11 protein-coding genes are annotated in these 13,192 nt (G+C 69.4%); 7 read left to right on the top strand and 4 right to left on the bottom strand.

All coding sequences use genetic code 11. The features are described 5' to 3' along the window. Positions 1–118: 118 nt before the first annotated feature. Positions 119–1,291, top strand: a complete 1,173-nt coding sequence (mshC, locus tag ACWCOV_RS40955; RefSeq protein ID WP_449834780.1) for a cysteine--1-D-myo-inosityl 2-amino-2-deoxy-alpha-D-glucopyranoside ligase — start codon at positions 119–121, stop codon at positions 1,289–1,291. Here mshC and ACWCOV_RS40950 read toward each other — a convergent pair. After that, positions 1,249–2,106 (bottom strand): polysaccharide deacetylase family protein, encoded by an 858-nt coding sequence (locus ACWCOV_RS40950; protein ID WP_449834779.1) that lies wholly within the window; start codon positions 2,104–2,106, stop codon positions 1,249–1,251. The genes mshC and ACWCOV_RS40950 overlap by 43 nt on opposite strands. 55 nt (positions 2,107–2,161) lie before the next feature. On the opposite strand from ACWCOV_RS40950, the gene ACWCOV_RS40945 reads away from it, so the two are divergent. Beyond that, complete coding sequence (locus tag ACWCOV_RS40945; RefSeq protein WP_449834778.1) at positions 2,162–2,524, top strand: MerR family transcriptional regulator; 363 nt, start codon at positions 2,162–2,164, stop codon at positions 2,522–2,524. Positions 2,525–2,530: 6 nt separating this feature from the next. Here ACWCOV_RS40945 and ACWCOV_RS40940 read toward each other — a convergent pair whose 3' ends face one another. From ACWCOV_RS40940 to ACWCOV_RS40930, 3 genes are all read right to left on the bottom strand, one after another. Then, positions 2,531–3,418 carry a hypothetical protein gene (locus ACWCOV_RS40940; protein WP_449834777.1) on the bottom strand — a complete coding sequence of 296 codons (888 nt, stop codon included), beginning with the start codon at positions 3,416–3,418 and terminating at the stop codon, positions 2,531–2,533. Between the two features lie 11 nt (positions 3,419–3,429). Beyond that, on the bottom strand, positions 3,430–4,206 hold the full coding sequence (locus tag ACWCOV_RS40935; RefSeq protein WP_449834776.1) for a L,D-transpeptidase: 777 nt from the start codon (positions 4,204–4,206) through the stop codon (positions 3,430–3,432). 110 nt (positions 4,207–4,316) lie between these two features. Beyond that, positions 4,317–5,162: a PAC2 family protein gene (locus ACWCOV_RS40930; RefSeq protein ID WP_449834775.1), complete on the bottom strand. Its 846-nt coding sequence runs from the start codon at positions 5,160–5,162 to the stop codon at positions 4,317–4,319. Positions 5,163–5,327: 165 nt separating this feature from the next. Here ACWCOV_RS40930 and metH point away from each other — a divergent pair, with 165 nt between their 5' ends. The 5 genes from metH to ACWCOV_RS40905 form a co-directional block, all read left to right on the top strand. Next, positions 5,328–8,801, top strand: coding sequence for a methionine synthase (metH, locus tag ACWCOV_RS40925; protein ID WP_449834774.1), 3,474 nt, complete (start codon positions 5,328–5,330; stop codon positions 8,799–8,801). Continuing rightward, positions 8,798–9,448 carry an HAD family hydrolase gene (locus ACWCOV_RS40920; RefSeq protein WP_449834773.1) on the top strand — a complete coding sequence of 217 codons (651 nt, stop codon included), beginning with the start codon at positions 8,798–8,800 and terminating at the stop codon, positions 9,446–9,448. The genes metH and ACWCOV_RS40920 overlap by 4 nt, the downstream gene beginning before the upstream one ends. Before the next feature lie 64 nt (positions 9,449–9,512). Beyond that, entirely contained in the window at positions 9,513–11,075 is a 1,563-nt protein-coding gene (locus ACWCOV_RS40915; protein WP_449834772.1) for an ABC transporter substrate-binding protein, read from the top strand. Positions 11,076–11,304: 229 nt separating this feature from the next. Then, the gene (locus ACWCOV_RS40910) at positions 11,305–12,300 is read left to right on the top strand and encodes an ABC transporter permease (protein ID WP_449834771.1); all 996 of its coding nucleotides are present in this window, start codon (positions 11,305–11,307) and stop codon (positions 12,298–12,300) included. A 51-nt stretch (positions 12,301–12,351) separates the two neighbouring features. After that, positions 12,352–13,192, top strand: an 841-nt coding sequence (locus ACWCOV_RS40905; protein WP_449834770.1) for an ABC transporter substrate-binding protein, incomplete at its 3' end; no start/stop codon positions are given.

Here is a 13,192-nt window from a genome sequence, read left to right as displayed (position 1 = left end):
GTGATTGCAACGTATTTAATCCCCTTCTTTCAGGGGTGGTAGTATTTAAAATACCATCAATATATTCCTGGCGTGTACTAAACAATAAAACCCGTTCGTCCCGGCCCCGGCACGGCGGCTGCGCCTCTACGACACCGCCTCGGGCGGGCCGGTCGAGGTGCCGCCGGCCGACGGCGGCCCGGCGCGGATGTACGTGTGCGGGATCACGCCGTACGACGCCACCCACATGGGCCATGCCGCGACGTACGTGACGTTCGACCTGATCAACCGGCTCTGGCGGGACGCCGGGTACGACGTCAACTACACGCAGAACATCACCGACGTCGACGACCCGCTGCTCGAGCGGGCCGCCGCGACCGGGGTCGACTGGACCGACCTGGCTGCGGAGGAGATCCAACTGTTCCGCGACGACATGACCGCGTTGCGGGTGATCCCGCCGCAGCACTACGTCGGCGTGGTCGAGTCGATCGACCTGGTCGCGAGCGCAGTCGAGGACCTGCAGCGTGCCGGCGCGGTCTACTCGGTCGACGGCGACCTGTACTTCGCCGTCAAGGCGGACCCGGCCTTCGGGAACGTGTCCGGGTACGACCGGGAGACCATGCGCGCCCTGTTCGCCGAGCGCGGCGGGGACCCGGACCGCGAGGGCAAGCAGGACCCGCTGGACAGCCTGCTGTGGCGGCACGAGCGGCCGGGCGAACCCGCCTGGGACTCGCCGCTCGGCCGCGGCCGCCCGGGCTGGCACGTCGAGTGTTCGGCGATCGCGCTGGAACACCTCGGGATGACCTTCGACGTCCAGGGCGGTGGGTCGGACCTGATCTTCCCGCACCACGAGATGTCGGCCAGCGGCGCGCAGGTGGCGACCGGGAAGTACCCGTTCGCCCGGGCGTACGTCCACCAGGCGATGGTCGGCCTGGACGGCGAGAAGATGTCGAAGTCCAAGGGCAACCTGGTGCTGGTGTCGAAGGAGCGCCTGGCCGGGTCCGACCCGATGGCGATCCGGCTGGCGCTCCTCGCGCACCACTACCGCACCGACTGGTTCTGGACGTCGTCGGAGCTGCTCGACGCCCAGGAGCGCCTGGACGTCTGGCGTGGCGCCGTGACCCGTGGTTCGGGTCCGGACGGCGCCGCTGCGGTCGACGCCGTACGCGCTGCGCTCACCAACGACCTCGACACCGTCGCCGCGCTGTCCGCGATCGACACGTGGGCCGAGACGAACGGCGACGACACGGAGGCGCCGGCGCTGGTCGCTCAGGCCGTTGATGCGCTGCTCGGGGTCAAGCTGGCGGTGTAGTGCGCGGCGATCTCGTCGCTCGTGGTCAGCCAGACGTCGTCCTGTGACGCGAGGAACTCGAGCGCCTGGTCGAGGTACTTGGCGCGGAACGCCTGCCCGATGACGAACGGGTGCAGCGCGAGCGGAAGGACGCGTCCACCCTCGGTGCGGAGTACGTCGTACTGGTCCCTGATCATCTGGACGAACTCGGGGCCGGTGATGCCGCGCGGGAAGAGCAGCAGGTCGTTGAGCTCGACCGTGTACGGGACGCTGAGCATGCCGGGGACGTTGAGCCGGTAGGGCTGGTCGTCGTTCGTCCAGTCGAGGACATAGCTGAGGCCGAGCTCGGCGAGCAGCTCCGGGGTGTTGTGCGTCTCGGTCAGGCCCGGGCCCATCCAGCCCCGCGGCCGGCGGCCGGTCGCGGTCTCGATGGCGCCGACGATCTCGGCGAGGACCTCGCGTTCCTCGTCCGGCTCGAGGCCGGTGTGCAGGGTCGAGTTGGTTTTGCCGTGCGCGAGCCAGGCCCAGTCGCGTTCGACGCCGGCCTTGATGATCTGGGGGTTGTGCTCGGCGACGTCCGAGTTGAGCAGCACGCTGGCGCGGACGCCGTACCGGTCGAGGATGTCCATGGTCCGCCAGATCCCGACCCGGGCGCCGTAGTCGCGCCAGCCGTGGTTGAGCGGGTCCGGGGTGAGCTCGAGCGGCCAGATGCTGGTGGACGGCAGGTCGGGCACGAAGTGCTCGACGTTGAGGCCGACGTAGACGGCGACTCGCTTGCCGTCGGGCCAGGTGAGGGACGGGCGTTCGGTGATCGGGCTGTAGTCGAAGAGCGTCATACCGGGACGGTAAAATCTGACATCAATGTCAGGTTCAAGTCCTGGAGGATCGAGCGTGCGGATCGGTGAGCTGGCCCGGCGGACCGGGGTGAGCGAGCGGTCGCTGCGGTACTACGAGCAGCAGGGGCTGCTGGTGTCGGAGCGGACGCCGGGCGGCCAGCGGGAGTACGCCGAGCGCGCCGTCGACCGGGTGATCCTGATCCAGGAGCTGTACGCGGCCGGACTGCACAGCAAGAAGATCGGCGAGCTGCTCCCGTGCATGCGCGACCCCGACGGCGGCCCGAACGAGCGCGCCACCCCGGAGCTCGTCACCGAGCTGACTGCCGAGCGGGACCGGATCGACCAGATGATCGCCGACCTGGCCAGGTCCCGGGCAGTCCTGGACGAGGTGATCTCGACCGCCGCCCGGGAGCTGTGACCGCCGTCAGCCGGTGACCGGGTGGTGCGTCTGGACCGGCGACGGGATCGGCGCGAGTGGCGCCTGGTCGACCGGCGCCGGGAGGTCCTGCGTCGGGGTCGGCTTCGGCGTGCTCTTCGGGGCCGGCGTGGCGCAGGTGGCCGAGGCCAGGCGGATGACCTGAGCGCCGTTCCCGAGGTTGATCGTCAGCCCGGTGATCGTGAACGAGCCGTCCGCCCGCTTGGTCCGCTGGTTGACGGTGATCGTCGCCAGCGGGGCCGCCGGGACGGTGACCTCCTGCTTCGTGGTCGGTACGGCGACCTTCTGCCCGAGCAGCGTCACTGAGCCGATGTCCACGCCGCCGTCGTCGCCGGAGCACCAGACGTTGACCGCGTCGATGGCGAGCAGCGCGCTGGGCGGTGTCAGCAGGAGGTCGCACAGCTCGGGCAGGTTCTTCGCGGGCAGGTCCCCGGTGCTCGGCGCCGGCAACGGCAGGCCGAGGTCGGGCAGCGGCAGGTCCGGGATCGGCAGGTCGTCGGCACCCTGCGCCGGCAGGCTCGCGCAGGTCTCCTTCAGCTCCGGCGGGACCTTCACCTGACTGAGGGCGTCCGGGCCGACGATCACGTCGAAGAGCTCCACCGAAGCCGAGTCGTTCCCGGCCGTGGCGGTCCCGGCCCGCACCGACAGCAGCGGGTTCTTCGGCAGCTCGAGCGCCGACGTGGTTTGCCGCTTCCCGTCGAGCGACTCGGCGTATGGCGTCTTGGCGACCGGCACCTGCCCGTCCGCGCTGACGGCGTACGCCGAGGACGGCCGAGCAGCCGCGTTACCCACCGGCGAACTGGCCACCAAACTGAACGTGACCACCCCCGCCACAGCCGTGACGGTCAGGACGGTCGGCGCGAGAGGTCGTCGCATCTCAGGGATCCTTACTTGCTGTCGATCAGGACGAGGGTTCCGAGCGGGACTGATTGCAGGAGGGCCAATGCCTTCTTCGGGACGCGGACGCAGCCGGCGCTGATGGCTGCGCCGAAGACGTCCGCGCGGGGCCAGCCGTGGATGGCGACGGTGCCGGGCCCGCCGCCGAAGGTGTCGAGGGTCGGGCTGTGGGCGCCGAGCGGCAGGACGACGGGGGAGGCCGACCGCTTGTTGTCGACGATCGAGCCGAGCAGGAAGGTCCGGCCGGGAGGAGTCGGCGTCTTCCGCGCACCTACGCCCGCCTTCCAGACGCCGAGGCGCCGGCCCTGCCGGTACAGCTCGAGGGTCCGCGACCCGGTGTGGACCCGGATCAGGTACGGCGTCGTCGCGCGATCCAGATCCTGGTCGCGCAACCAGCCGGTCGACCGGTTCGGCTTCGACGGCAGCAGCACGCGGACCCAGCCGTCGGTCCGCTCGACCACCGGCAGCCAGGTCGGGCCGAACTGCGTCGGCTCGATCTTGGCGAACGCGTCCGCGTCCGGCGCCGTGTAGACCGCGGTCTCCGCCTGCGGATGCACGACCAGGCCGTCGGTGCCGGCGTACGGCGCCGGGTCCAGCGGGGCCGTGGTGATCGTCGTGTGCGTCGATGAACTCGCCAGGGTGGTCAGGTCGACGTCCGGCGTACCTTCACCGCGCAGGCCCACGACCGCGACGACCCCGAGCACCACGAGCACGGCCAGCGCTCCTACCGAGCCACCGCCCCGTTCGTCCGCCCGCGACCTGCGCAAATCCCCGCTCCCCAGACCTCCGGCACGGCGTCCGCCGCCCGTCGTCCGACGAGAATAGGACGATCGGTGAAGTTACGCCACGGTAGAGTGACGACCGGGCCGGAGTCCGGCTAGTCGGGGTGGTTCTTGTTCCGGCGCTTCAGGTAGCGCTCGAACTCGGCCGCGATCGCGTCGCCGGAGGCCTCCGGCAGGTCGGCGGTGTCGCGCTGCTCCTCCAGGGAGTGCACGTACTCGGCGACCTCGGGGTCCTCTTCACTGAGCTCGTCGGCGCCACGCTGCCAGGCCCGGGCCAGCTCGGGCAGCTCGCCCTCCGGGATCTGCAGGTCCAGCAGCGCCTCGACCTTGCTCAGCAGCGCCAGCGACGCCTTCGGGCACGGACTGCCGGCGATGTAGTGCGGGATCGCCGACCAGATCGACACCGCCGGCACGCCGAGGGTGCCGCAGAGGTCGGCGAACACCCCGGTGATGCCGGTCGGGCCCTCGTACGTCGACGGCTCCAGGCTCCAGGACGCGGTCAGCTCCGGGTCGCTCGACGTCGCCGAGACCGGGATCGGCCGGGTGTGCGGGGAGTCGGCGAGCAGCGCGCCCAGCACGACCACGAGCTGCGAGTTCGACTCGTCGACGACCTCCAGCAGCTCCTGGCAGAACCCGCGCCAGCGCATGTTCGGCTCGATCCCGCGGATCAGCAGCACGTCCCGGCCGGTGTCGCCGGGCCGGGCCAGGTAGATCCGGGTGGTCGGCCAGGTGATCCGCCGGACGCCGTCGTCGTCGAAGCCGACCTGCGGCCGGTTCACCTGGAAGTCGTAGTAGTCCTCGGGGTCGATCGCGGTGACGAGCTCGGCGTCCCACTCGTCGATCAGGTGGTCGACCGCTCCGGTGGCCGCCTCTGCCGCGTCGTTCCAGCCCTCGAACGCGGCGATCACGACCGGGTCCCTCAGGTTCGCGAGGTCAACCACTCGCAGGCCCCCTGTCGTCTCTGTGCCATCCGGCGGGTCGCCGGAACCGGATAGCCAGCCTACGGGGTCCGAGCCTGGAGTGCGCCTCGTTTCACGCCCAGCGGAAAGTGTCGCCGCCCCGACTACGATGTGAGATCCGCGTCCAAACCGATCTGTGGAGGACTCGTGACCAGAGCCGACCTGCGGCAGGTGCTGGCCGAGCGGGTGGTGGTGGCCGACGGCGCGATGGGCACGATGCTGCAGTCCTACGATCTGTCCCTGGACGAGTTCGAGGGCCACGAGGGCTGCAACGAGATCCTGAACCTGACCCGTCCGGACGTCGTCCGGGAGATCCACGCGGCGTACTTCGACGTCGGCGTCGACTGCGTCGAGACGAACACGTTCGGCGCGAACCTCGCCAACCTGGGGGAGTACGGCATCGCCGACCGGATCTACGAGCTGAGCGAGGCCGGCGCCCGGCTGGCCCGGGAGGCGGCGGACGCCGCCTCGACGCCGGACCACCCGCGGTTCGTGCTCGGCAGCGTCGGGCCGGGCACCAAGCTGCCCACGCTCGGTCACACCACGTTCACGACCCTGCGGGACGCGTACGCCGACACCGCGCGCGGACTGATCGACGGGGGAGCGGACGCGATCCTGGTCGAGACCACGCAGGACCTGCTGCAGACCAAGGCCAGCGTGATCGGCGCCCGGAAGGCCCTCGAGGCGGCCGGCTCGACGATCCCGGTGATCGTCTCGGTGACGGTCGAGACCACCGGGACGATGCTGCTCGGCTCCGAGATCGGCGCGGCGCTGACCGCCCTCGAACCGCTCGGCATCGACCTGATCGGCCTGAACTGCGCGACCGGCCCGAGGGAGATGAGCGAGCACCTGCGCTACCTCTCCAAGCACTCGACCATCCCGCTGACCTGCATGCCGAACGCGGGCCTGCCGCAACTCACCGCCGACGGCGCCTTCTACCCACTGACCCCCGAAGAGCTGGCCGACGCCCACGAGACCTTCGTCAACAGCTACGGCCTGTCCCTGGTCGGCGGCTGCTGCGGTACGACGCCTGAACACCTACGGCACGTGGTCGAGCGGGTCGGCGGCCGCCCGGTCCGGGAGCGGGAGCCGCAGCCGGAGGCAGGCGTCTCGAGCCTGTACCAGCACGTCCCGTTCCGGCAGGACACGTCGTACCTCTCGATCGGGGAGCGGACGAACGCGAACGGGTCGAAGGCGTTCCGCGAGGCGATGCTGGCCGCGGACTGGGAGGGCTGCGTCGAGATCGCCCGGGCGCAGATCCGGGACGGCGCGCACCTGCTCGACCTGTGCGTCGACTACGTCGGCCGGGACGGTGTCGCGGACATGAAGGAGATCGCCGGCCGGCTGGCGACCGCGTCGACGCTGCCGATCATGCTCGACTCGACCGAGCCCGCCGTACTGCAGGCCGGCCTGGACATGCTCGGCGGACGCTGCGCGCTGAACTCGGTGAACTTCGAGGACGGCGAGGCGGAGGGATCCCGGTTCGCGCGGATCGCCGGACTGGCGCAGGAGTACGGCGCTGCCGTCGTCGCGCTGACGATCGACGAGGAAGGCCAGGCGCGGACCGCGGAGGCCAAGGTGGCGATCGCGGAGCGGCTGCTCGACACGCTCGAGCGCGACTACGGGATCGCCGGGCACGACGTGCTGGTCGACTGCCTGACGTTCACGCTGGCGACCGGGCAGGAGGAGTCGCGGCGGGACGGCATCGAGACGATCGAGGCGATCCGCAGGCTGAAGCAGCGGCGGCCCGACGTGCAGACCGTGCTCGGCCTGTCGAACATCTCGTTCGGCCTCAACCCGGCGGCGCGGCACGTGCTGAACTCGGTGTTCCTGCACGAGTGCGTCCAGGCCGGCCTGGACTCGGCGATCGTGCACGCGAGCCGGATCATGCCGGTGGCGAAGATCCCGGACGAGCAGCGCGAGGCGGCGCTGGACCTGATCTACGACCGGCGCCGGGACGGGTACGACCCGTTGCAGCGGCTGCTGGAGTTGTTCGCCGACGTGAAGGCCTCGGACCTGAAGGCGAGCAAGCTGGAGGAGCTGGCCGCGCTGCCGGTGACCGAGCGGCTGCGGCAGCGGATCATCGACGGTGAGCGCAACGGCGTCGAAGCAGACCTCGACGAGGCACTGACCGCCAAGTCGGCGCTGGACATCATCAACGACGACCTGCTCGCCGGGATGAAGGTGGTCGGCGAGCTGTTCGGGTCCGGGCAGATGCAGCTGCCGTTCGTGCTGCAGTCGGCCGAGGTGATGAAGACCTGCGTCGCGCACCTCGAGCCGCACATCGAAAAGACCGACGACGAGGGCAAGGGCACGATCGTGCTGGCGACGGTCAAGGGCGACGTGCACGACATCGGCAAGAACCTGGTCGACATCATCCTGACCAACAACGGCTACAGCGTCGTCAACCTCGGCATCAAGCAGCCGGTGAACGCGATCCTGGAGGCGGCCGAGGAGCACAAGGCCGACGTGATCGGGATGTCCGGCCTGCTGGTGAAGTCGACCGTGGTGATGAAGGAGAACCTCGAGGAGCTGAACCAGCGCGGCCTGGCCAAACGCTGGCCGGTCCTGCTCGGCGGCGCCGCCCTCACCCGCGCGTACGTCGAGCAGGACCTCGGCAACCTGTTCGAGGGCGAGGTCCGGTACGCGCGGGACGCCTTCGAGGGACTGCGGTTGATGGACGCCGCGATGGCGGTCAAGCGCGGGGTCCCGGGGGCCGCGCTGCCCGAGCGCCGCGAACGCCGGGTGCGGTCCGCGACCCGGGTGCTCGACCGGCCGCTCGACGAGGTGCCGGCCCGGTCGGATGTTGCCATCGACAACGTTGTGCCGACGCCGCCGTTCTGGGGTTCGCGGATCGTGAAGGGGATTCCGCTGGCGGACTACGCCGGCTACCTGGACGAGCGGGCCACGTTCCTCGGTCAGTGGGGTCTGCGAGGCACACGCGGCAGCGACGGTCCGTCGTACGACGAGCTGGTCGAGACCGAGGGACGGCCGCGGCTGCGGATGTGGATGGACCGGATCCTCACCGACGGGATCATGGAGGCGGCCGTCGTGTACGGGTACTGGCCGTGCTACTCCGAGGGCAACGCGCTCGTCGTCCTGGATCCGGCGAACCACGCCGAGCTGCACCGGTTCGAGTTCCCGCGGCAGCGCCGGGACCGGTTCCTGTGCCTGGCGGATTTCTTCCGGCCGAAGGAGTCCGGCGAGCTCGACGTGGTCGCGTTCCACCTGGTCACGATGGGGCCGAAGGTGGCCGAGGTGACCGGCGAGCTGTTCGGGCGGAACGCCTACCGCGAGTACCTGGAGCTGCACGGGCTGTCGGTGCAGCTGACCGAGGCGCTGGCCGAGTACTGGCACGCCCGGGTCCGCGACGAGCTCGGGTTCGGCGGCGAGGACGGGGCGCTGGACGGGATGCTCCGGGACCAGGCGTACCGGGGGTCGCGGTACTCGTTCGGGTACCCGGCATGTCCGGACTTGGAGGACCGCGAGAAACTGGTGCGGTTGCTCGAGCCGGACCGGATCGGCGTACACCTATCGGAGGAGTTGCAGTTGCACCCCGAACAATCCACCGACGCCCTGGTGGTCCACCACCCTGAAGCGAAGTACTTCAACGCCTCATGACCCTTCAAGCAGTGCTTTGGGACATGGACGGGACGTTGGTCGACTCGGAGAAGGTCTGGGCGGAGGTGCAGATCGAGCTGCTCGCCTCGCTCGGGGCGGTCTGGACGGTCGAGGACTGCATGACGCTGGTCGGCAGCGACCTACGGGACGCGGTGCAGGTCTGGATGGCGCGGATCCCGGACGGGGTGATCACGGCCGACGAGCTCGCGGAGCGGATGTTCGGCGCGGTGGTCGACGCGCTGCGGCGGGATGTCGAGTTCCGGCCCGGCGCGATCGAGCTGCTGCAGGCGCTGCGCAAGGCGGACGTTCCGTGCGCTCTGGTCTCGGCGTCGTACCGGGTGATGATCGACGCGGTGCTCCCGCACCTGCCGCCGGACCCGTTCGACGTGATCGTCGCCGGCGACGAAGTGGTGAACGGCAAGCCGCACCCGGAGCCGTACCTGACCGCGGCCGCGAAGCTGGGCGTGGACCCGGCCCAGTGCGTGGTGATCGAGGACTCGAACACCGGCACCGAGGCAGGTACGGCGGCCGGCGCCTACGTCGTCGCCGTACCGCAGTGGGTGACGATCCCGGAGGCCCCGCGGCGCCTGGTGCTGGACTCGCTCGAACCGATCACCCCCGAGACACTGCGGACGTTGCTCCGCTGACGCAGTACCGTCACTTGTGGCCCTCGGGGGCGTTGTTCGGGTGTATGGGCTGGGGAAGGGTGAGATGGTGATCGTGTCGTGGTGCCGGGTCGCGGTATCGGCCGCGCTCGTGCTGGGGCTGGCGGCGTGTGGTGAGCCGGACGACAACGCGCCGCACCAGGGCAGCGAGACCCCGAAGGCGATGCTGGTGCGGGTCGCCACCACCGACACGATCGGCTCACTGGACCCGGCCGGGCCGTACGACGTCGGCTCCCGGACCGTCCAGGCGAACCTGTACCAGACGCTGCTGACGATCATGCCCGGCAAGCCGACCCCGGTGCCGGACGCGGCGGACTGCCAGTTCGACTCGCCGACCACGTACACCTGCAGCCTGAAGGAAGGCCTGACCTTCCCGAACGGGCACGAGTTGACGTCCGCGGACGTGAAGTTCAGCTTCGAGCGGATGCTGCGGCTGAAGACCCCGACCAGCCCGGCCGCGCTGTTCTCCTCGGTGACGTCGGTGAGCACCCCGGACGAGCTGACCGCGGTGTTCAACCTGAAGCGCCCGGACGCACGGCTGCCGTACCTGCTGACCACGACCGCCGGGTCGATCGTCGACCAGGAGTACTACCCGCCGAACAAACTGCTCGACACCAAGGCGATGGGCAGCGGCCCGTACCAGTTGGCGGCCTACCGCCCGGGGCAGTCGGTCACGCTGGAGAAGTTCGCCGGGTACAAGGGCCCGCGCGGCGCCCGGAACGACGGCGTCGAGATCGCCTTGCTGAAGGACTCGACCGCGCTCTACCAGGCGATCACGACCGGCAAGGCCGACGTGGCGTTCCACGGCTTCGGCCCGAGCCTGCTGGACCGGCTGCGCAAGTCCGACCAGGTGCAGGTGGTCGAGTCCGACTACGCCGCGATCCGCTTTTTCGCCTTCCAGATGAAGTCGCTGACCGCGCGCAAACCCGCGGTACGCCGAGCCGTCGCGCAGCTGATCGACCGTCCCGCGATCGTGAAGAAGGCGTACGGCGACCACGTGACGCCGCTGTACTCCGTGGTGCCGCCCGGGTTCGGCGGTCAGGCCGACGCGTTCCGGACCGAGTACAACGAGCCGAGCAAGGCGGCTGCCGCCGCGATCCTCAAGCAGGCCGGCATCGCCGTACCGGTGCCGCTGACGGTCGGCTGGACCCCGTCGCAGTACGGCGCGGGCGCGAAGAACGAGGTGCTCGAGCTCAAGCGTCAGCTTGAAGCGTCCGGTCTGTTCCGGGTGACGTTGCGGAGCGCGGAGTGGCCGCAGTACCAGCAGCTGACCCGAGCCGGGGCGTACGACCTCTACCAAGGCGGCTGGATCCCGGAGTACCCGGACGCGGACGACTACCTCGCGCCGTTCGTCGCGGCGACCGGAGAGTTCAACAGCGGCTACCGCTCGGCGGCCGCGGCGGCGTTGCTGGAGCAGGAGACGACCGAGCAGAACGGGCTCGAGCGGGACAAGCTGCTGGGTCAGCTACAGGGAGTGCTCGCCAAGGAGGCGCCGGTGATCCCGAGCTGGCAGGGCCGGCTCACGGTGGTCGCCGGAAAGGACCTCGAGAACGTCGAGGGCGCGCTCAACCCGCTGTCGTTCCTGTACCTGTCCGGCCTCCGCCGGTGACGAATCCGGTGTGACACAAAGATGCCATGACAGTAACGGTTCGCCAGGCTCTGGCGACCCTGGGTACGACACCGTGGTTTACTGCCGAATGTCCACGATACGGGACGATTTCCTGACGATCACGATCGGGCAACGCAGCACTTTCCGCGTTTGACTCCGGCGTGTAATGGCGGCAGGTTAAGGCGGCGGCATGACACGCCGACCACAACCATGAGGGGGCATGTAACGCGTGACGACTCCACTCGAGGTCGAGCCCGGCTCGTCGGCGGCGGATCCCGAAGCCGTCCTGGCCGGTGTGCGACGGATCGAGGGCCGGTCCCTCTCCCAGATCGCCTGGAGCAGGCTGAAGCGGGACCGGGTGGCGATCGCCGGCGGCGTTGTCATCATCCTGCTGATCCTGGTCGCGATTTTCGCGCCGCTGATCGTCAAGCTGCTCGGCCACCCGCCGAACGAGTTCCACCAGGACCTGATCGACACCAAGGGCGGCACGCTGGCGCCGATCGGGCGGTTCGGGGCGATGAGCTGGGACCACCTGTTCGGAGTCGAGCCGGTGAACGGGCGCGACATCTTCAGCCGGGTCGTCTACGGGTCCCGGATCTCGCTGCTGATCGCGTTCTTCGCCACCCTGCTGTCGGTGGCGATCGGCACCACCATGGGCATCATCGCCGGCTACTTCGGCGGCTGGGTGGACGCGGTGATCAGCCGGCTGATGGACATCTTCCTGGCCTTCCCGCTGCTGGTCTTCGCGATCGCGCTGGCCGGCGTCATCCCGGACGACGCGTTCGGGCTGCAGGGCGACACGCTGCGGATCCTGCTGCTGATCTTCATCATCGGTTTCTTCAACTGGCCCTACATCGGCCGGATCATCCGGGGGCAGACGCTGTCGCTGCGCGAGCGCGAGTTCGTCGACGCGGCCCGCAGCCTGGGCGCGCGCCGGCCGTACATCCTGATCACCGAGCTGCTGCCGAACCTGGTCGCCCCGATCCTGGTCTACGCGACGCTCCTGATCCCGACCAACATCCTGTTCGAGGCCGCGTTGTCGTTCCTCGGCGTGGGTATCCGGCCGCCTACCGCGACCTGGGGCGGCATGCTGTCCGACGCGGTGGCCTTCTACACGATGCCGCACTTCATGCTCTGGCCTGGGCTGGCGATCTTCGTCACGGTGCTGGCTTTCAACCTGTTCGGGGACGGGCTGCGCGACGCACTCGACCCCCGTGCCCGATAGACCGAACCTGCGACGACGCCGGTTCGCGTAATGAGGAGGGTGTACCGGGAGATGAGAACGAAGCGATGGAGGTTCGCGGTCGCGAGCGCGGCCGCACTCACGCTGGGGCTGTCCGCCTGCGGTGGTGGCGGGGACACCAGCACCGACACGTCGGGTGGTACGACGGCCGAGTTCAACGCCGCCCTTGACAAGGTGTTCAACCCGTCGGACAAGAAGGGCGGCATCATCAAGATGGCGCACTCCGACGACTGGGACACCCCCGACCCGGGTGAGACGTACTACGGCATGTCCTGGGACTTCCTGCGGACCTATGCCCGTCCGCTGGTGATGTACAAGCCGGCGCCGGGCAAGGCGAGCAACGAGATCGTCCCCGACCTCGCGGAGGGCCTCGGCCAGTCGAGTGACGGCGGGAAGACCTGGACGTACAAGATCCGCAAGGGCGTCAAGTTCGAGGACGGCACCGAGGTCAAGTCCGCGGACGTCAAGTACGCCGTCCTGCGGTCCATCGACAAGGAGACCTTCCCGAACGGCCCGGCGTACTTCGACGCCATGCTGAACCTGCCGGCCGGCTACAAGGGCCCGTACAAGTCGAAGGGCGTGAACACCGACTCGGCGATCACCACGCCGGACGACTCGACGATCGTGTTCCACCTGAAGCAGCCGTTCGCCGGCTTCGACAACCTGGCCGCGCTGTCCCAGACCGCTCCGGTCCCGGCGGCCAAGGACACGGGCGCGAAGTACCGCGAGCACGTGATCTCGACCGGTCCGTACATGTTCGACAAGGTGGAGACCGGCAAGTTCTACTCCCTCAAGCGCAACCCGCAGTGGGACCCGGCGACCCCGGCCCGGTGGTACATGAACCGGCTGTACTCGCCCTGCTGCATCTCCGACT

The sequence above is a fragment of the Kribbella sp. NPDC002412 genome, assembly GCF_053592935.1.
This window is presented reverse-complemented; position numbering and strand designations above follow the sequence as displayed.